Genomic DNA, 20,486 nt, shown 5'->3' on the forward strand with positions numbered 1-20,486 from the left:
ATTTAAACTGATCACTATGAACCTACCACCAACACCGCACCCTAAGCCATCGCACGAGTTAGACTATCCAACCGTTTGGATTATGATTTTGGGGTTGATTATTGCTATCGGTCCGCTGTCGATTGATATGTATTTGCCGGCTTTGCCCAGTATGGCACAAGATTTTGGCGTGGCAACAGCTTTTATGTCCAATTCGGTGCCTGCCTATTTTGTGGGATTGGTGGTCGGGCAGTTGTTTTATGGTCCGATTTCGGATCGGATTGGGCGCATCAAGCCCTTGTATGTGGGCATGGTACTGTATGTGATTGCTTCGGTGATGTGCGCCACCACCACCAATGAATACGTGCTGTTTGTCTCACGAACGCTGCAGGCATTAGGCGCGTGTGTGGGAACGGTGGTGTCGCGAGCGATGATTCGTGACCGCTTGCATCCCAAGCAAATGGCAAAGGCATTTTCGCTGATGGTTCTAGTGATGGGGATTGCGCCGATTTTGGCACCAAGCTTGGGGTCGTTGTTGTTAAAAGTCGCCAGTTGGCGGGTGATTTTTTGGTTTTTGGCGGGGTTTGGTGTTTTAAATATCGTGCTGATCCGGCTGTTTTTGCATGAAACTTTGACCGATGAGTTTCGCAACAACCGTCCGATGAATGACGTGCTCAGTCAATACTGGGATTTGCTCAAAGACACCCAGTTTAATTATCCTGCGATTGGCGCAGGGCTGCTGATGGGTTCGATGTTTGTGTATATCAGCGCCGCACCTGAGCTAATTATGGAAGGGTATGGGGTCACGCCGCAGCATTTTAGCTGGATTTTTGGCATGAATGCGGCAGGTTTTATTGGGTTGACACAGGTCAACCAATGGCTGGTGAACCGTTATCGTCTAGTCAGTTTGCTGCGATTTGGGGCGGTAATACAAGTAATTGCAGCAGGGTGTTTGATGCTGCTAGGCTTAGTCTTTGGCACGCAAGCTTGGCTGCCGTTGGTGCTCGCCAGTATTTTTTGTTGTATTGCAGGGTTAGGACTCACTCAGCCCAATTCAGGTGCCATTGCTTTGGCATTTCAAAAACGCCGCGCTGGCATGGCGAGTGCCTTGCAAGGCTCACTCAACTTTGTCGTCGGTATTTTTGGCGGATTAGTATTAAATATCCTGCCCTTTAATCCGGTCGCCAAGCTAGGTATTACCATGTTTATATTGATGACTATCGGCGCATTTTTGGTATTTCAAATCGACAAAAATCTCGATGTGGCGGATGTGGACTAAGGATTAATCAAACCGATACACATCCATACCCAAACTAAAATGGGCAAAACTTTCATGCACGATGCTCATCTTTGAGCCTGCGCCCGCCGCAAAAAATAACGGCAATAAATGCTCAGGGGTGGGGTGATTGTGACGAGCAAATGGATGTGACCGCCAATCTAAAGCCGTTGGCATATGTTGTTTGAGTTGATGAATCAACCAATATTTAAATTCACGTGCCTCAGCATCCACCTCAGCACTATCAAACTGTACCTGCGCCAAATTATGGGTGACACTGCCAGAGCCGATGAGTAATACTTGCTCTGCCCGCAGCGGCGCCAATAAAGCCCCCAGCTGAAAACACGCATAACTATCAAAATGCTGCGGCAGCGAAAGCTGCACAATCGGCACATCTGCCTGCGGATACAAATGCACCAGTGGCGACCATACCCCATGGTCAAAAGGACGCAGTCGATTGACCGACGTGCTAACGCCCAAAGCCTGCAACTGCTGTGCCAGCTGCTCGGCAATCAGGCTATCGCCTTTGACAGGATAATCGATTGTATACAGTGCTTTTTGAAAGCCGCTAAAATCATGCCAAGTAGCGGGCGCCGCATTGCCATTGATTTCTAGATGCTGGCTTTGCCAATGCGCAGAGATGATGATAATCAAGCGCGGTTTTGGCAGATTTTGCCCAAATTTATTCAGCGCTTGGGTAGTACGGTTATTTTCGATAGCAATCGTCGGCGCCCCATGTGAGATAAACAAACTGGGCAAGGTATAAAGCGGGTACGGTGTTTGGGGTAAAAATGGCTGCAGGCTGATTGGTTGTTTTTCGGTTTTTTCCATCAATTTTCTTAAAGTTGCAGTGATAAATAGAAATGATAACGAATGAATAAGGATTAACTAAAAAGGATTAATAGTAAATAAGGGAAAAATTCGCAAAAACAAGCCATGTCAGTGATTTCATACATAATCAGATATAACAGGTTAACAAAAAAAACTTAAAAATAATCACCGCGATGATACGGATGATGATGGATAATGGTCATAGCGCGGTACAGCTGCTCCATCAGTAGCACACGCACGAGTGGATGCGGCAAGGTGAGATTGGACAGCGACCATTTGAATGTCGCATGGGCTAATACCTCTTTTGAAATGCCATCAGCACCCCCAATCACAAACGCCATATCGTCACCCAACTGCATGGCTTCGCCAACTTTAGCCGCTAAATCTTCGGTTGATAGATTCTTACCGCGGACGTCTAGGCAAATCAGCTGCTCGCGTTTGCCTGCTGAATTCTTGGCTTGGTGCGCTTGCAGAATTAGCCCGCCTTCGGTGATGGCATATTTTTCAAGTTCGGCAGGTGAGGGGTTTTTGGCACGTTTGCAGGCGGGGATTTCGACGATTTCGGTGCTGAGCATGGGCTGAATACGTTTATAATAGTCGTCAAATCCCGTCTGCACCCAAGCTGGCATTTTTTGTCCAACGGCTAAAATTCTTGCTTTCATGGATTCCCCTCTGTTATTTTTTGACCAATCTATATCGCTCTATGTCGCTGTGGTGATTTACCGTTAGCCATTGAACACTCGCTATCGAAGCCAACTATATTTTCGCTATCGAAGCCAGCTATATTAAAGCTTAATTCCAGCTATATTAAAGCTTAAAACGAACCATTTAAAAACCCACCATTTAAAAACGCTTGCAACGCACCCATATACAATGCGATAAAGCCTAAAAACCCAAGCTGAGCTAAAGCCTGAACTAAAACTAAGCTTAGCAACAAAATTTTAACATGATTTTATCGCTGTGATGGATAATACTTCCCCTAGCATTTAACGAAAATGATAAAATAATTTGACTGACAAAGTTTAAAAGTTTAAATGATAAAAAAAGACGACAACAATATGAAAAATTGGCAAGACCCCAATGCCGCTGCTGAAGCAGCCAACTATGACAACCCGATTCCAAGCCGCGTACTGATTTTGCAAACCCTAGTTGAGCGCGGACAAGCTACCCAACACGAGCTTGCGACGATTTTTGATTTAGATGACGACGAGTACGACGCACTGGGCAACCGTTTAAAAGCCATGCTGCGTGATGGACAATTAAGCCGTGATGCCGACGGGGGCAATCCTTACATTTATCGCCCATTGACTGACAATGATGCCGTGACTGGCGTGGTCGCTGCCCATGCCAAAGGCTTTGGCTTTGTCGTGCTTGACGATATGCCGGATTTATTTTTGAATGAAACTGAAATGCGCTGGGTATTTCATGGCGATAAAGTAAAAGCCATCGCCACTAGCACCGATAACCGTGGTCGTATGATGGGTCGTGTGTTGTCGGTGGTGTCCCATGCCCAGCTACAATATATCGGTAAACTTGCAAAAGATGACGATGGTTACTTTGTAGAACTCATTAGCCCAAACAATCATCAACCGATTACGGTGACCGAAGAAAACGTCGAAGCGCTACAACTCAAAATTGGCGACCCCGTCAAAGTCGATATCATTGACTATCCCACCCAACATGAATACGCGACGGGGAAAATTACTGAAAGCTTGGTCGATGATAACGAGCGTGAATTGATTATCAAAACCACGTTGCTAAATTACGATATTCCCCATGAGTTTAGCCCAAACGTCATGCAGCAAGTCGATGCGTATAAAGAGCCGACACAAAAAGACTATCAAGACCGTATCGATTTACGTACGTTGCCGCTAGTCACCATTGATGGCGAAGACTCGCGCGACTTCGATGATGCCGTCTATGCCGAAAAACGTCGCGGCGGTGGCTATCGCTTGGTGGTCGCGATTGCCGATGTCAGTCATTATGTGACTGCCAACTCAGTACTTGACCAAGAAGCCTATGAGCGTGGTACGTCAGTGTACTTCCCGCATTTTGTGGTGCCGATGCTCCCTGAAAAACTCTCCAACGGTCTTTGCTCTTTAAACCCAGGTGTTGACCGCTTGTGTATGGTAGCTGACATCATACTATCGCGTAGCGGCAACGTGACCAGCTATGAGTTTTATCCAAGCGTGATGCACTCTCAAGCGCGATTGACTTATAACCAAGTCAATGATTATTTTGCCCAAGTTCAAGGGGAAACGCCCAAAGCCGAAGTGCCTATCACTATCACCGGTAATAAAGCGGTCAAAAAATCAATTGATGTACTGTATGATTTGTACAAAGTGCTATTGGTCAAACGCGAACAGCGCCATGCGATGGAATTTGAAACCCAAGAGACTTATATCAAGTTTGATGAAGCAGGCAAAATTAGCGCCATTGTGCCGCGGACGCGTGGTGAATCGCATAAGCTCATCGAAGAGATGATGCTACTTGCCAATACCTGCGCGGCTGAATTTTCGCTCAAGCATGAATTGCCGGTTTTGTATCGCAATCATGATACCCCAGAGGCAGAAAAAGCCGCTCGCGTCAGTGACTTTGTGAAGCATTTTGGTTTGTCATTTCCTGAAGAAAACCCGACACAGGCAGATTATCAGCGTATCATTGAAGCGACACGCGAGCGCCCTGATGCGATTAGTATCCATAGTGTGCTACTGCGCTCCATGCAGCAAGCCAACTATGCACCGACCAATATCGGACACTTTGGGCTGGCGTATGAGGCATACAGCCACTTTACCTCACCGATTCGCCGTTATCCCGACTTGATGCTACACCGTGCCATCAAAGCCAAAGTGACTGGCAAAAAGGCACCACTGCCAGATTGGTCGCTAGAAGATGCGGCTGAACACACCTCAATGACAGAGCGCCGTGCCGATGAAGCCAGCCGTTTTGTTGAGCAGTGGCTCAAAGCCCATTATATGAAAGACCATATCGGTGAAGCGTTTGATGCGGTGGTTACCACAGTGACCAATTTTGGCTTATTTGTGACCCTCACCGATTTATTCATTGATGGCTTGATTCATATCTCGCATTTGGGCGAAGATTACTTTGTATATGATGACAAGGCGCAGCAGTTATTCGGTGAAAAATCAGGACTGGTGTTTGGACTCGGTGATAAAGTCCGTGTCAAAGTCGCTGCCGTCAATATGGAGACCCAGCAGATTGATTTTGATTTGGTGGCACAGCTGGAAAAATCGTCATTTAATAATCGCGGTAAAGGCAAAAGTCGCGGTCAATTGCAAGCGGTCTCTAATTCTAAGGCTCAATCCAATCCCAATGCGCCATCTAATCCTAAACCTCAATCCAAGCCAAATGAGAGCGTCAGGAAAGCAAAAAGCGCTAAAAATAAAAGTAACGCGCGCAACAAATCTCGCTAATGAAAAAAAAGGGCAATACAATTTGCCCTTTTTTATCGTTGAGACAAATACCTGCTAAAACAAAAAACGTTTTTGACTACTTAATCTTAGCCATTTGATGCTAGCGACTTAATATTAGCCACTTGCTGCCCTTTAACCAGTGTTGCGTGGCGGTACTAGCAGCTAATACGCCAAGTTATTATTGCGTGGTTTTTTCTGCGCTTGCCAAATTGTTGGATGAGGTTTGCGCGGCTTGATTCAAATCTGTTGTTGCCTTATCAAGCACTTGTTTGGGCTGCTCGCCAATCGATGACGTATCGTTTGGTGCTATGGCTAAGGGCGCAGAGGCGGCACTACTATTGGCTTCATTAGATGCAATGATTTGCTGGGTACGATGTGATGATATTAGGTTAAAAATGGCGAGTGCGGTGATGCCTAATATTGCAAAAATAATGAGTAATTTTGGTTGCATGAGGATTTCCAGTATAGCGTCAATTTGGCTAACCGACGTGTAAAGCCTGACGTCTAAAGTCTGTGGTTTAAAACGTCAAATCGGGTTTTGCTAGGACAAAAATTGACAGTCATGTCTATAAAAATTGGTATGCTACCTTTATGCAAAAATCATGCAAAAATCATGCAAATTTAATCTGTTAATGTTTAATCGGGCAGCAGACTGACTTCGGCACTAACCGGCAAATGGTCAGAGAGATTTGACCAAGGTTGTCCCTTATGCACCCAAGCACGGTGTACTTGTAGGTTGCGCACATAGATACGGTCAAGGCTTAATACTGGAAGCTTGGCAGGGAAGGTGGGTAGTAATTTGCCATGGTGGGTCAGCACAGCTTCTTGTAAATTAAGGTCACAGCCAAGCTTTTGACAGGATAATTTTTTCCAGTCATTGAAATCGCCTGCCAATATAAGCGGCGTGGATTGGTCGATTTCGTTATTGATATACTGGCTTATCACCTCATATTGTTTTTCACGGTCATTTTCCCTTAAGTTTAGATGCGCACAAAGCACGATAATGGGCGTGTGCCAGCCTATGGGCTGAATTTCGCAGTGCAACACACCACGCTGCTCAAGGCGGCTCACTGTGATATTGACATTGTGTTTGGGGTCGAGCGGATGGCGACTTAGTACCGCATTGCCATGATGACCGTGGTTATATTCGACGTTTTTGCCATAGCTGTTTTCAAGCTGTAGATACTCGCCAAACCATTCATGTTGGGACTGGTCAGGAAATTCATTGTATTTCACCACGCGTTTGAGATTTTGACCTTGGACTTCCTGCAAACAAATAATATCAGATTGCACTTGGTTAAGGGCAGCGGCGATGCCTTCCATTTTGACAAAACGATTGAGGGGTGACATGCCTTTATGGATGTTATAACTGGTGATGATTAGGCTGTTTTTTGGTTGTTTGGCGCCTGCTACTTCGTTTGATGCTACTGGGTTAGGTGTTATTTTTTTAGGTGTTAGTGAGCGCATAATAAAATCACAGTGATAGACATGGCATTATTTTAACGTGAAATTGTGCCGCTGGCTTGTTTTGACAAAAAATTGTCACAATATAGTGGTTGTCGACATTTATGTCGCAAACGCATGTAGTAAACCTATGTAGTAAAATGGGGTAGCTTTGCAAAGCATTGCGGTTTTTATGCTAAAATTTTGGGCAATGACGACTTTTACTTTGAATCATTAACGAGCGATAAAAAATTGGAAAACAGTATGACCAACGATGTAGAAAATCCGACAAAAAATTTGCACCTTGTTGAATTTAATCAATTAGCGCTTGAGCGACTCAAGACGGCAATCGATGAGGCGTTGGCGAATGGACATGCGTTTTTGGCTATGCTCGATGATGAAGCTGGGCTCGATAACCTCGATAACAAAGCTGGGCAAGCCAATAGTCAAGTTAACGATACAAAACTCAGCAGCCAGCAAGCGCTCAATGATATCATCGCCTTTGACCATGTGAATTTGGCATTGGACCGCAGTTGGGGCTTGCTATCGCACTTAAATAGCGTGATCAGTGATGAGCCAATCCGTGCGCTGCATCATGCATTACTGCCTGCACTTTCTGCTTACGGCACGGCGGTTGGTCAAAATCTCCCGCTATATCAACGCTATCAGCGTGTGGTGAGCGATCAGTCATTTTTTGAGCGTTTAGAGCCTGCGAGACAACGCTCGTTGACCTTGGCGCTACAAAGTTTTGAGTTATCCGGTGTGGGTTTGGCTGAGGCGCAAAAACAGCAATTTGCCACCCTTGCCAGCGAGTTATCTACGCTATCGGCTAAATTCTCCGATAATGTGCTCGATGCCACCCAAAGCTACTTTTTACCGTTAAGCGAATCGCAACTGGCAGGACTGCCTGAATCTGCGCTTGCCATGCTTGCAGATGCGGGCAGGCGATACACAGAAAAATTCCCCGAGCAAGTATTGGCAACGCCTTATGTCGCGACACTTGATATCCCAGTCTATCTTGCGGTGATGACCTATGCCGATGACCGCGAGTTACGCGAAACCTTGTATCGTGCGTATGTCACCCGTGCCTCTGAACTGTCAGCGCAGCCAGAATTTAACAATGCCGATATCATGGCGGATATCATGGCAAAACGCGCACAAAAAGCCCAGTTATTGGGCTATGACAATTTTGCTGAGTTATCGCTTGCCACCAAAATGGCGGACAATGTCGACACTGTAGAGCAGTTTTTACGGGATTTGGCAGACAAAGCACGACCCTTTGCCATGCAAGATTTAAAACAACTGCAAGTTGAAGGGTTGGCGTTTGGCATCGGTGATGAGGGCGATGAGGTGCGACCTTGGGATACGGCGTATCTGGCAGAAAAGGTTAAACAACGTCAATTTAATCTATCGCAAGAACAAGTGCGTCCGTACTTCCCAGTGCCGACGGTCATCGTAGGCTTATTTGAGATTGTGCAAAAACTGTATGGCATTCAGATTGAAGATAAAACTGCAAGCACGCAGCGCTGGCATGATGACGTGCGTTTTTATCAAGTTTTTAATGAACATCAGCAGCTTATCGGTGGTTTTTATTTTGATTTATATGCCCGTCCTGGCAAACGCGGTGGCGCATGGATGAGTGGCTTTCAAGCGCGTTATCAACACGATGATAGCGGTTATCAGCAGTTACCTGTTTGTTTTATGGTGGCAAATTTTAGCCCTGCGCCAACGGGTACGCAGCGTGGCAAACCCAGCTTATTAACCCATGATGAAGTGTTAACCCTTTTTCATGAGTTTGGACATGGGTTGCACCATCTGCTCACTGAAGTGAATGTTGGCGATGTGGCAGGCGTGAATGGCGTCGAGTGGGATGCAGTTGAGCTACCCAGTCAGTTTATGGAAAACTGGGCATGGCACCCTGAAGGCATTGCATTAATCAGCCGTCATGTCGATACGGGCGAAACGTTGCCAGAGCGCATGTTACAAAGTATGCTTGCTGCCAAAAATTTCCAAAGCGGCATGCAAACCCTGCGCCAGCTAGAGTTTGCGCTATTTGATTTGTTATTGCATGCCAAAACCCCAGCACCCGACTATCCCCAGTTATTGGCGTTACTCGATAGCGTGCGTGCCGATGTGTCGATTATGCCGACCGCCAGCTACAACCGTTTTGCCAATGGTTTTAGCCACATTTTCGCAGGGGGCTATGCGGCAGGATATTATTCTTACAAATGGGCAGAACTGTTGTCAGCCGATGCGTTTAGCAAGTTTGAAGAAACCAGTATTTTTGATAAAAACGCTGGCAAATCCTTCCGCGATAACATTTTAGCCAAAGGCGGTAGCCAATCTGCAAAAGCCAACTTTGAGGCATTTCGCGGTCGTGAAGCCCGTATTGATGCGCTGTTACGCCACTCGGGATTTTTAACCAGTAGCTATGATGAACTGCTGAGCGATGACACCGATAACGCCAACACCCAAGCTTGGTAACACGGTTGTCAAAATACAGGCTAGTAAAAAGAAGACACTATGAGATATCAATCCAATCGCCCCAAACGTCAATTTTTGGCGGGGGTGGCATGCCCAAGCTGTAAAGCACTGGATAAAGTTGTTCAAATTCAGCTATATCAGCCCGAGTATGATGAGTATATCGAGTGTACGGCGTGTGGCTATAGCGAGCGTCGCCCAACACCCGATGATATCATCGACATTCAGCAATCCAATCATCAGGAAACTGTTCATTATGGCGACGATGGCGCGGGTATTGTTAGGTTTAAATAAGCCAAGTTTAAGCGGTTTGGGTAAATTTTGGCAAGGTTAACGAGTTTAAGCGTCCCTGATACAATTAGGGTGGTCAAATTATGGCGTTCAAAGTAGGTTTTTGTGCCAAAAGTTGTTATTTTTGATTGCGGTTTGTTATAGTAACAAGCAAACGAATGTACACCATCATTTTCATGCCAGCTTGGCATATACATCGCTAGCATGAAATCGTACAGACATCTGACCCGCCCGACATGGATAGGGATATTGACCCAACATGAAATTATTTAGCCTAAAAAAAAACAATGACTCTATAGCCCCGACTAGCAAAGATGTCAATCCATCATCACAGCTGGCTGAAAATCCAACGACAGGGGTGTCAGATAATGCGTTGCAGCTTGATACAACTCAGGCGCCGATGCAAGCGACTAACTACCCAGACACATCCCCAAAAACGACAGCAATCACAAATGCGTTTTCGCTAGATACCATTGATTTAAACCAGTTGGAAGATGAACTGCTTCATGGTAAAACGGACTATACGGCAGATAACACAAAAGCGGCTGATACCCTCGCACCCAAAAAGCTGAGTTTTGATGATTTTGATTTGGATAAGCTACCCAGTGATGTTGAACCCAACACCACTGTGACTATCGAAGACACTGCCAATACAGCGACAGTGTCACAGCCCGTACCGTCACAGACAACCGATAACGCGCCACCACAGCCCATCGCACCACAAAGCAGTAATGAAAATAGTGATGAAAGTAATGATAAAAAAATTATCGAGACTATCGAGGCTATTGAGACTGCGCCACCCGTTGTGCTAACCAAAACAAAACCCGAAAGTAAAGCGGTTATCGCCAAGACGTCAAACCCATTTTTAAAAATGCCAAGTCAACCACTAACGAAACGGACGTTAAAAAAACGCAATCAACTTGGGTTGCTAGTGGGTGCAGGGTTGGCACTGGCTGCTTTGGCATGGTTTTTTATGGGGCAGTCAAGCGAGCCCAACAAATCCACCGCGCAATCACAGAAACAGACACAGACGCAGACCCAAGCACACGCAATACCCAAAACTACAGCGCCTATAGTAAAACCACAAGCTAGCGCTAGCTTACCTGCCGCGTCAACCGTCGCAGCGGAGGCAACCACTAGCTCAGCCCATGCGACCACAGCGCTACCTGCAATCACGCCAGAAGAAATTCTTGCACCGACACTGCCTGAAGATCCGGCGATTGCCAAAGAAGAGCTGAGCCGATTGTCAGAGCAAAGCGCGCAGCTAAAAGAGCAAGAAACCATGATGCAAGACCAGCTGCGTATGATGAATGAGCTTAGTAGTAAAAAAGAAGAGCGTATCCAGCTGCTAGAACAGCAAGTTGCACAGCTTGAGCAGCAAAAAGCCGCCAACAAATAACCACCCACAAATAACTGGCAGGTTAACTAGTGCTGACCCAAGTCGATAAAAAAACCTTGTTTCAAGACCGCTATCAAGCGCTCATTATGCCCGTCCCGGTGTCAGGTATTTTTCGTCATCGCGCCTTACTTAAGTACCAATCGCTATATCCTGAGCATTACACCGTTTACAAGCAAGCCTGTGAGCGTTCGCAGCTGTTACTCGGTGATGTGTTACAGTTTAACCCGCAGCGTGATTTGGCGGGTATGGCAGTCGGTGGGGCGTTGTCAAAGCCACAGTTCATCGTGGATATGGCAATCACAGAATTTGCCGAAAATCTACCGCATGTTGAGTATATGGTGTCAGCGTTACAAAAGTTAGAAAAAGTTGTGTTTGATTGGGGACGGTATCAAGGTATTCGCCGTGTGGCAATATTGGCAAGTGATGAACTCATTTTGCCAAAGGACAAAATTTTTGATGAAGATATTTTGCCACTGTTTGAAAAATACCTTCAGCCTGTGAGTAGTTTGAATGTGATGGTTTATCGTTAACGCTATTGTTTTAAATAGTTTTCAATGGTTAAGATTTTATCGAGGGCTACTCAGCCATCCATCGGCATATTGCAAGTAGTAAATTGCCAGCGTGCTCAAAACCTTCTTATTATCGGGCATTTTTTCTAAATCCTATAATAATGGTTTCATAGCGTTTGCCAAAATTTATTCCAAAAAAACCGCTTTACCTTACGATAAAGCGGTTTTCATTTTTTGACAATTAAACTTTAATAAAGTTATTCAACCGCTGGCGTTTCAGTATCAGCAGATTCAGTTGACGCGATGGTTTGATCCACGCCTTTCATGGTAAGTTTAATGCGACCACGGTTGTCGATGTCTTGTACCAGTACATTCACCATTTGACCTTCTTTTAGTACATCATTCACATTCTCGATACGCGCATCAGAGATTTGTGAGATATGCACCAGACCGTCAGTATTAGGTAATACATTGACAAACGCACCAAACTCAACAATACGAGCCACTTTACCTGTATAAGTCTTACCGACTTCTACTTCTGCCGTAATCGCCTCGATTTTAGCAATCGCGGCTTTGGTCGCGGCTTTGTTTTCACCAAAGATACGAATGGTACCATTGTCATCAATATCAATCACTGCGCCTGTTTCTTCAGTCAGTTGGCGAATGGTTGCACCACCTTTACCAATCACGTCACGAATTTTTTCAGGGTCGATATCAATCACCGCAAAGTTTGGTGCGTGGGCGTTGATTTCTTTACGACTGGTTGAAATCACTTCATTCATTGCATTTAAAATATGGATACGACCCGCATGCGCTTGATGTAGGGCTTTTTCCATAATCTCTGGGGTGATACCTTCAATTTTGATATCCATTTGTAGTGCAGTCACGCCATTGGCAGAACCTGCGACTTTAAAGTCCATATCGCCTAGGTGGTCTTCATCACCCAAGATGTCAGACAGCACGGCAAAACGCTCGCCTTCTTTAACCAGACCCATAGCGATACCAGCAACCGGCGCTTTGAGTGGTACGCCGGCATCCATTAACGCCAGTGATGCGCCACAGACAGATGCCATTGATGATGAACCATTGGATTCGGTGATTTCAGATACAACACGAATCACGTATGGGAAACGGTCACTATCTGGCAGCATGGCTTGTAGACCGCGGCGTGCTAGGCGACCATGACCGATTTCACGGCGTTTTGGACCGCTGTCACGACCCGTTTCGCCCACTGAGTAACTTGGGAAGTTATAATGCAGCATGAAGTGGTCTTGTTTGGTGCCCGCAAGGGTGTCAATCATGTTCACATCACGGCTGTTGCCAAGCGTGGTGGTAACGAGCGCTTGTGTTTCACCGCGGGTAAATAGCGCTGAACCATGCGTGTAAGGCAATAAGCCAACTTGGATGTCTAAGGCACGAACCGTTTGCAAGTCACGACCATCGATACGGGGTTTGCCAGACAAAATATTGTCACGGACCGTACGGTATTTTAGGGTCTCAAATAGCTCTTTGATTTGTGCCACGTTGTCGGCATAGCCTTCAGCTTCCGCATCACCGGCTAAGGCTTCAATGGCTTGGTTTTTGATTTCATCAAGGCGAGTATAACGGTTGGCTTTTTCGCTGATGGTATACGCTTCTGAAATCGCTGCAGCAAATTGATTTTGTAGGGTAGTTTGCAAAGCTTCGTTGACGGCAGGGGCAACGAATTGGTTTTTTTGTACGCCAACTTCTTTGGCAAATTCATTGATGGCATCAATCACGACTTGTTGCTGGGCGTGACCGTATAGTACCGCGCCAAGCATTTGGTCTTCTGATAATTCTTTGGCTTCAGATTCGACCATCAATACCGCAGACGACGTACCCGCGACCACCAAATCGAGCGAACTTTGTTTTAGCGCTTCATGGTTTGGGTTTAGCACATATTCATCGTTGATAAAACCGACACGTGCCGCACCAATCGGGCCATTAAATGGCGCTGGCGAAATTGCCAATGCCGCTGAAGTACCAATCATCGCTGCGATATCAGCATATTGTGTTTTGTCTGACGAAATCACCGTGGCGGTCACTTGGATTTCGTTGAAGTAGCCTTCTGGGAATAATGGACGAATCGGGCGGTCAATGAGGCGTGAAGTCAAGGTTTCCATCTCAGATGGGCGACCTTCACGTTTGCCATAGCCACCTGGGATTTTACCAGCAGCGTACATTTTTTCTTGGTAGTTGACGGTCAATGGAAAAAAGTTTTGACCTGCTTGCGCTTCGTCTTTTACCACAACAGCAACTAGCACAGAGACGCCGCCCATGTGGACGACGACTGAATTAGCTTGGCGTGCGATACGACCGGTTTCTAAGGTAACTTGTTGATTACCATATTGGAATTCTTTAGTAATAATATTAAACATAATGCGGTTTTATCCTTTGTATGATGAAATAGGGCGATTTAAGTTTTAGTAATAGCCCCTAACGTTTGTGTTCTTTTCAAAAAATACAAACGTTAGAAGCAATCTACCAATTCGCTTAATAGCAGCCTTAAATCAGCCTAAGTTAAAAAATACTTTAAAAAAAGTGAGTGTTAACTGCGATTGTGCAGGCACAATGCGTTGCCTATTCTACCTAGTTTTGTGGCGAATCACCACCTTTTAACTGCGCTTTAACCACTAATAGCCAACGATGGGCAATGACTAAGCTAATAGGTAGGGTAAAAGTGAAAAAAATTGGCTAAAAATATTGAACCCATAAAAAAGCGGCTACCCAAAAGCAGCCGCTGATTGAATAAAGCTCATAATGCGCCGATAGATTAGCGACGTAAGCCTAATTCACTAATCAATGCAGTATAACGGTCTGCATCTTTACGTTTTAAGTAATCAAGTAAAGTACGGCGTGAGTTAACCATACGAATCAAACCACGGCGGCTGTGATGGTCAGCTTTGTGTGCTTTAAAGTGTGGTTGTAAGTCATTGATACGCGCTGTTAATAATGCCACTTGAACTTCTGGAGAACCTGTGTCATTTTCAGCGCGTTGAAATTTTGCGATTACGTCTGCGCGGTCTTGGTTAGTCAACATAATATTTTCCTAGCTTTTTTAGCATAAAATGAGAAGCCTAATCGTCTATCAGTCGAGTCGATTAGTGTAAAAAAATCAGGATAACCACGCTTCTCAGTAGTTAACCGTCAAAAAGGAGCATTATTTTAGCAAATATTGCCCAAGAAAAAAACCCTAATTTGCATTAGGGTGTTGAATTTATTAAGGCTTTCAATAGATTCAAGCTTTCAATTTACTGGTTGCCCGTAGGCTGTTTGGGTGTTTCGCTATGAAGACGGTCAAGCTGCTCTTGTGGCGCGGTGGTGAGTTTATCAGCAGTCACTTCATCCGCCTCATTAGGCGTAGTATAGTTAAAACTGTAATATAGTGAATCCTAAATTATAACAAGCACCATTTGCCCTGAGCTTGTCGAAGGGTGGCGGTCGTTATGGTTCGACCAACTCACCACGAGCGACCTTGTTCACTATAATTCAGTTTTTACTATAATACCGTTGGTATGGCGAAATGTGTTAATTCTGAAGGATTTAATCAGACTGTCATTTAACGTTCAATAATTTGTCACATAATCTTGCTACGCTGTTTCCATAATTTTATAAGTGTGTCTAACAGCTTACTAACTTATTTCATGAATTTATCAATTATTAGCCTGAGGTATCGCCATGACCCAACATAACCATTTTGATCATGACTTCGTAGAAGACTCTAACACATCAAAAAATCCAGAATTTAGCCAAATTGTTGCCAAACGTATGAGCCGTCGCACCATGTTGAAAGGTGGTACAGGTCTGACTGCAGCAGCGTTTTTTGGCACATTGCCGCTCGTAGGCTGTGGTAGCGACAATGACAATGACAATGATGTACCTTCAAATGGCGCTACACCAGCCGTTCCTGCTACTGGCGATTTAAAAACACCAAAGCAATTGAACTTCACTGCTGTGGCTCATTATACAGGTAATGAGATGATGGTTGCTGACGGCTACAATGCTGAACCCATCTTACATGTTGGTACGCCACTGATTACAAGTAGCGATGTACCTGAGTGGAAAGACAATCGCGAAAATGTACCAGAATCATTCCAATTCCGTATGGGTGATAACCATGATGGTATGTGGTTCTTTGGTAAAAATGGCAATAACTACTCAGCAAAAGCGTCAGATAATGCTCTATTGGTTATCAATCATGAATACACCAATCAATCGCTAAATCCTAACATCACAGTACTTCCTGATTACGTGGCACAAACAGGGGTAACTGGTATTTATGCTAAAACACGCCCTGCTAGCAATGTTCGCCGTGAGTGCTATGCCCATGGTGTAAGTGTTGTTGAAATGAAGCGCCGCGCTAATGGTATCGGCTATGAAATGGTTAAAGATTCAAAATTCAATAAACGCTATACCAGTGCCTCAGAAATTAAAATTTCGGGTCCAGCTGCTGGTTCAGATATGTTAAAAACCAAATATGACTCAACAGGTACCAAAACCCGCGGTATCAACAACCAATGTGGTGCAGGTCTTTCACCTTGGGGTACTTATTTAACCACCGAAGAGAACTTCATAAACGTCTTTGCCCGTGGTGCGGATAAAGCAATCATTGGGGATAAAGCAGACTATGCGATGGGTCGTTATGGTCTAAAAGAAAACGGTATAGGCGGTGGCTATCTATGGCATACTCCGCCTAAATCTGATGAAAAATTTATGGATGAATTTGCCCGTTGGAACAGTACAGCCACAGGCGCAAGCGCATTAGATGACTATCGTAATGCTTTTAACACCTTTGGTTATATCGTTGAAATCGATCCATTTAAACCAAATAGTAATGCAGTCAAACGCACTGCATTAGGTCGTTTTGCGCATGAAAACTGTGCGTATGCGCCCGTTGAAGAAGGCAAACCAGTTGTGATGTATATGGGTGACGATGCGCGTGGCGAATATATCTATAAATTTGTCTCAGACGCAAAATGGTCAAACGTTGATATCGGTGGTGGTCTAAAAGCAGGGGATAAATACTTAGATAAAGGTACTTTGTACGTTGCAGTATTTAAAGATGATGGTACAGGTGAATGGAAAGCGCTAACGCACGGTCAAGGTGCATTAACCAATGCCAATGCAAAATATGCCTTTGCTGACCAAGCCGATGTTTTAATCAATGCGCGCTTAGCGGGCGATGCATTGGGGGCAACCAAAATGGACCGTCCAGAATGGGTATCAGTAAGCCCAGTAACGGGTGAAGTGTATGTGACACTGACCAATAACTCAAACCGTACACCTACAAAACATGGCATGAATGCTGCTAACCCACGTAACTACGCTGGCGATAAGGGTAATCGCAACGGTCATATCATTCGCTGGGCAGAAAAAAATAACGACCATACAGCTACCAGCTTTAACTGGGATATCTACCTATTTGCAGCGCCAAATGATTTAACCGCAGAAAATCTGTCTGGTTTAAACGCCAATAACGATTTGTCTTCTCCAGATGGTCTATACTTCGACCCACGTGGCGTATTGTGGATTCAAACCGATGACGGTGCTTACACTAGCAGAACCAACTGTATGCTACTAGCTGCGTTGCCTGGTAAAGTCAATGATGGTAAAGAAGTAACCACATCTGCAGGTATTAAAACTCGCGTCGGTATGCAAGCCAATGAGCAAAACATCAAACGTTTCTTTGTCGGTCCAAAAGGTTGTGAAGTAACGGGTATCACCTTAACGCCAGACTTTAAAACGCTCTTCATCAATATCCAACATCCAGGCGAAGATGTTGATGGTGTGACTTGGGGTGCTATTGCGGGCGGTACTACACCGCGTTCAGCGACGGTGATGATTACCAAAAAAGACGGCGGTGTGATTTTAGGTGAGTCATTAAAATAAGCTCAACACGCAACAAAGTTGTCAAAAACCCTTGAATAGTGATTCAAGGGTTTTTTTATAAAATAACCTTTTATCTTTTAAAGGTATAAAAAAAATGCTATGATTTTGCCATTTTTATGGTGATTGTTTTTCCAAATAATCGGTCTTTTATGATGGGATAATCCCAATGAATATATCGATTGAATAAGGATTTTGTAATGAGTGAGCCAACGATGCAAAAACCGCGCGTGCTGATGATGGCAGCAGGCACGGGTGGGCATGTGTTTCCCGCGATTGCGGTGGCTCAAGCGTTACAACAATCAGGTGCCCAAGTACATTGGCTCGGCACCCTAGTCGGTATGGAAAATGAGTTGCTACAACATTACGACTTTACCTACCATGCCATCAATATGCAGGGATTACGCGGTAACGGTATCAAACGCTTATTTAAAGCCCCGTCAACCTTACTTAAAGCAACATTAGCGGCTATCAAAATCATCAAAACCAATAAAATCGACATCGTGGTAGGGTTTGGTGCTTACTGACAAGTACAGGCTCAAAGCTACTGTCGCGGTCTCTTGGGGTGGAGATCTCAAGCTCGCCTGTGTCGCTACGGACTCTCTTTTTAGTGTGCCCATTGCGCTTATTAGGCCTGTCTGCCTTTTCATGCTTGGGGTAGCCGAGATGCTCTTCCATTTCTGCTTCTAGGGCAGTGTCGATGAAGGACTGCATGAGCTGCTTTTGAAAGTCTTTGATGTCATCGAAGCTTTTCATGCTGCTGGCCATTTGCTCAGCCAGTTTCTTGATGTCAGATTGGTTAGTCATTGCTTATTCTCCTGTTAGTGGATTATAAGCAGTTACACAAAGTTTGGGAAACTCTCATCATGGAAATTGCCTTTTGAGTTTGAAGCAATGTACAATGATAAGATTAACCCGTTAGGTCAGGTGGCCTAACTTAAATAAAAAGTCTCCGACAAACCCGGTACGGTTCACTATCTATTGTTATTCTTACCTGAAATTGATGTGAGCTTATAGAGACAAGGTAAATTTGCAAAAGTGCCGGCTATTCAGTGTTCATTGAATGTTTAATTTAATTTATTAAGCTTGACCTTGGAGTGGCTCTAAGCCTTATACTTGGTACAAATTTTTCGATTGTTATGATGATGCGTTCTACTACATGGATTACAGTCTTGGTTGGATTGTTCATGTTCCAAAGCTTTTGGAATGTGGCGGCGGCCTTTTGTGTCCATGAACAACAGCCTCAATCACAGCAGAGTTATCATTTTGGTCATCACCAAAATACCTTGTGTGCCAGCGATAGTCGTCAACACGATCATAATGGACAGTCAGAAAACATAAAAACATTCAGTAGCGATTTAGAAATCGGTGAAGATCATCAAGATCATCTACCATCGATGATGCATGTGATTGTACAAAATGAAAAAGTAGATGTGTTTCATCCAAGCTCTGAAGTTAAAGTGAATCCACAATTTCATTGGAAAAACAGCTATCAGGCTCCTGACCTGTTTCAACAAAGCCCACCTCCCGAATTTTCCCCGCTCATGGTGGGGTAGCCTAAAACATTCCCACCACTTTTATTATTTAAATTTAAATAAGTGGGAAAAATCATGTCTTCACAATCAATTATACTCTTGCGTCATAGCTTGGTTGCTTGTATATGTGCAGCGGCTATGCAATATAGCTATGCTGAAAACGTTACCAGCTTTGAATCCGCTTTAGCAAAAGTACAAAGTTACCAGACTCAAGACAAGCCGTGGCAACAAGTTCAGCAAATATCTGAATTGAATATTCAGCAAAGTCGGTTATGGCAGAATCCAAGTATAAGTTTAGAACAGTCTGGCTTTGGCTCAGGTCAAGAACAGGAATTCAATGTTGGCGTTAGTCAACCTCTAGATCTATTTGGTCAGCGTAAGCTGAACCGGGTGATTGCCAATACCTCGAATCAACAAATCCAATTGCAACAGCAATTATGGAAGGCACAAAGCCAACTGATTGTTAAATTTGCATGGTCGCAATTTGCACTTGCTGAGGTTGAGCAGTCTGTTTATTCAGTACTGTTAAAAACAAGTAAAGCCAATCTGGACAGTGCCCAGAAACGCTATCAGGCAGGCAGTATTGCCCTGGTTGATTTTGAGCGTGCCCAAATTGAAGCGCTAGAAATCCAACGACTTTATGAGCAAGCGATGCTGAATAAACAAGCTGCCGGTCGTCAGCTGTCTAATTTGTGGGGGGGAGAAACATCTTCACATCTTCAATTGAATAAAACCGCTATCCCTTGGCCAGAGCAAAGTCTCCAAACTGTGCAACGGTATATTGCTGAAGGGTGGCTAGAAAAATTCTATGCCTTGAACATTCAGCAATCGGATCATCAAATTGAAAATTTAAGAATTCAGGCACGTCCCAATCCGACTTTAAATGTAGGCATGAGACGTAGCAAAACCCCTAATAAAAGCAACGATACGACTTTAGCAATCGGCGTGGCTATTCCACTGAATATTTTCAATCGCCAGCAATATGCGATCCCGATGGTCCAGCAACAGCAAATATTGCTGAACCAACAGCAGCAGCGTGAGCTGAAGCAACAAATACTCGATATTGCCAACAGCATGCATCAGCTCAAAGGTTTACGTAGCCAGTTCGATGCCACAACAGCACAAGTTACTTTGGCGACCAAAGTTCAGAGCCGTACTTTACAAGGGTTTCAGGCAGGGAAACTGTCCATTACCGACGTTCAGCAAGCAACCACCCAACTGCAGAATCTTCGATTGGGTCAATTACAAATTCTACGTCAAGCTTGGCAAACTGCCCTAGCAGCTGAGGCACTCAGTATTGGCACAAGTTATGAAGAAATTAGCCGTTCGGATGCCTATACACAACTGAATAAAAAGGCAGTCGAAGCATCGCAAAATTTAATCAATGGGGGAGCACGATAA

At 44.6% G+C, this 20,486-nt stretch carries 16 protein-coding genes and 1 pseudogene; 10 read left to right on the forward strand and 7 right to left on the reverse strand.

Annotation, left to right across the window (positions count from 1 at the left end; translation table 11 throughout):
* Window positions 1-16: 16 nt before the first annotated feature.
* Window positions 17-1,258 carry a multidrug effflux MFS transporter gene (locus tag AXE82_RS08405; RefSeq protein ID WP_062334895.1) on the forward strand — a complete coding sequence of 414 codons (1,242 nt, stop codon included), beginning with the start codon at window positions 17-19 and terminating at the stop codon, window positions 1,256-1,258.
* A 3-nt stretch (window positions 1,259-1,261) separates the two neighbouring features.
* On the opposite strand, the gene AXE82_RS08410 is transcribed toward AXE82_RS08405, so the two are convergent.
* Complete coding sequence (locus AXE82_RS08410; RefSeq protein WP_062333615.1) at window positions 1,262-2,086, reverse strand: DODA-type extradiol aromatic ring-opening family dioxygenase; 825 nt, start codon at window positions 2,084-2,086, stop codon at window positions 1,262-1,264.
* A gap of 155 nt (window positions 2,087-2,241) precedes the next feature.
* Window positions 2,242-2,748 (reverse strand): 23S rRNA (pseudouridine(1915)-N(3))-methyltransferase RlmH, encoded by a 507-nt coding sequence (rlmH, locus tag AXE82_RS08415; protein WP_036605439.1) that lies wholly within the window; start codon window positions 2,746-2,748, stop codon window positions 2,242-2,244.
* A 396-nt stretch (window positions 2,749-3,144) separates the two neighbouring features.
* Between rlmH and rnr the strand changes: the two genes are divergently transcribed.
* Window positions 3,145-5,520, forward strand: coding sequence for a ribonuclease R (rnr, locus tag AXE82_RS08420; protein ID WP_062334897.1), 2,376 nt, complete (start codon window positions 3,145-3,147; stop codon window positions 5,518-5,520).
* Between the two features lie 178 nt (window positions 5,521-5,698).
* Here rnr and AXE82_RS08425 read toward each other — a convergent pair whose 3' ends face one another.
* Complete coding sequence (locus tag AXE82_RS08425; RefSeq protein WP_062333618.1) at window positions 5,699-5,971, reverse strand: hypothetical protein; 273 nt, start codon at window positions 5,969-5,971, stop codon at window positions 5,699-5,701.
* A 185-nt stretch (window positions 5,972-6,156) separates the two neighbouring features.
* On the reverse strand, window positions 6,157-6,870 hold the full coding sequence (locus AXE82_RS08430) for an endonuclease/exonuclease/phosphatase family protein (protein ID WP_062334899.1): 714 nt from the start codon (window positions 6,868-6,870) through the stop codon (window positions 6,157-6,159).
* A gap of 357 nt (window positions 6,871-7,227) precedes the next feature.
* On the opposite strand from AXE82_RS08430, the gene AXE82_RS08435 reads away from it, so the two are divergent.
* From AXE82_RS08435 to AXE82_RS08450, 4 genes are all read left to right on the forward strand, one after another.
* A complete protein-coding gene (locus AXE82_RS08435) occupies window positions 7,228-9,447 on the forward strand; it encodes a M3 family metallopeptidase (RefSeq protein WP_062334902.1) in 2,220 nt (739 codons plus the stop codon).
* Between the two features lie 39 nt (window positions 9,448-9,486).
* Window positions 9,487-9,738: a YheV family putative metal-binding protein gene (locus AXE82_RS08440; RefSeq protein WP_062333620.1), complete on the forward strand. Its 252-nt coding sequence runs from the start codon at window positions 9,487-9,489 to the stop codon at window positions 9,736-9,738.
* Window positions 9,739-9,994: 256 nt separating this feature from the next.
* Window positions 9,995-11,134 carry a hypothetical protein gene (locus AXE82_RS08445; RefSeq protein ID WP_062333622.1) on the forward strand — a complete coding sequence of 380 codons (1,140 nt, stop codon included), beginning with the start codon at window positions 9,995-9,997 and terminating at the stop codon, window positions 11,132-11,134.
* 29 nt (window positions 11,135-11,163) lie between these two features.
* Complete coding sequence (locus tag AXE82_RS08450) at window positions 11,164-11,664, forward strand: hypothetical protein (protein WP_062333624.1); 501 nt, start codon at window positions 11,164-11,166, stop codon at window positions 11,662-11,664.
* 236 nt (window positions 11,665-11,900) lie between these two features.
* On the opposite strand, the gene pnp is transcribed toward AXE82_RS08450, so the two are convergent.
* Window positions 11,901-14,042, reverse strand: a complete 2,142-nt coding sequence (pnp, locus tag AXE82_RS08455; protein WP_062333626.1) for a polyribonucleotide nucleotidyltransferase — start codon at window positions 14,040-14,042, stop codon at window positions 11,901-11,903.
* Between the two features lie 395 nt (window positions 14,043-14,437).
* Entirely contained in the window at window positions 14,438-14,707 is a 270-nt protein-coding gene (gene rpsO / locus AXE82_RS08460; protein ID WP_062333628.1) for a 30S ribosomal protein S15, read from the reverse strand.
* Between the two features lie 635 nt (window positions 14,708-15,342).
* On the opposite strand from rpsO, the gene AXE82_RS08465 reads away from it, so the two are divergent.
* The gene (locus AXE82_RS08465) at window positions 15,343-17,553 is read left to right on the forward strand and encodes a PhoX family protein (protein ID WP_062333630.1); all 2,211 of its coding nucleotides are present in this window, start codon (window positions 15,343-15,345) and stop codon (window positions 17,551-17,553) included.
* 236 nt (window positions 17,554-17,789) lie between these two features.
* Window positions 17,790-18,077: a UDP-N-acetylglucosamine--N-acetylmuramyl-(pentapeptide) pyrophosphoryl-undecaprenol N-acetylglucosamine transferase gene (locus AXE82_RS08470; RefSeq protein ID WP_436405172.1), complete on the forward strand. Its 288-nt coding sequence runs from the start codon at window positions 17,790-17,792 to the stop codon at window positions 18,075-18,077.
* On the opposite strand, the pseudogene AXE82_RS08475 reads toward AXE82_RS08470, so the two are convergent.
* Window positions 18,061-18,357, reverse strand: a pseudogene (locus tag AXE82_RS08475) (transposase); the annotation flags it as partial. The gene AXE82_RS08470 and the pseudogene AXE82_RS08475 overlap by 17 nt on opposite strands.
* Window positions 18,358-18,692: 335 nt before the next feature.
* Between AXE82_RS08475 and AXE82_RS08480 the strand changes: the two are divergent.
* Complete coding sequence (locus AXE82_RS08480; RefSeq protein WP_228140531.1) at window positions 18,693-19,106, forward strand: cation efflux protein, CzcI-like; 414 nt, start codon at window positions 18,693-18,695, stop codon at window positions 19,104-19,106.
* A gap of 54 nt (window positions 19,107-19,160) precedes the next feature.
* Complete coding sequence (locus AXE82_RS08485; RefSeq protein WP_062333635.1) at window positions 19,161-20,486, forward strand: TolC family protein; 1,326 nt, start codon at window positions 19,161-19,163, stop codon at window positions 20,484-20,486.

The organism is Moraxella osloensis, assembly GCF_001553955.1.
In the GTDB taxonomy this organism is placed as follows: domain Bacteria; phylum Pseudomonadota; class Gammaproteobacteria; order Pseudomonadales; family Moraxellaceae; genus Faucicola; species Faucicola osloensis.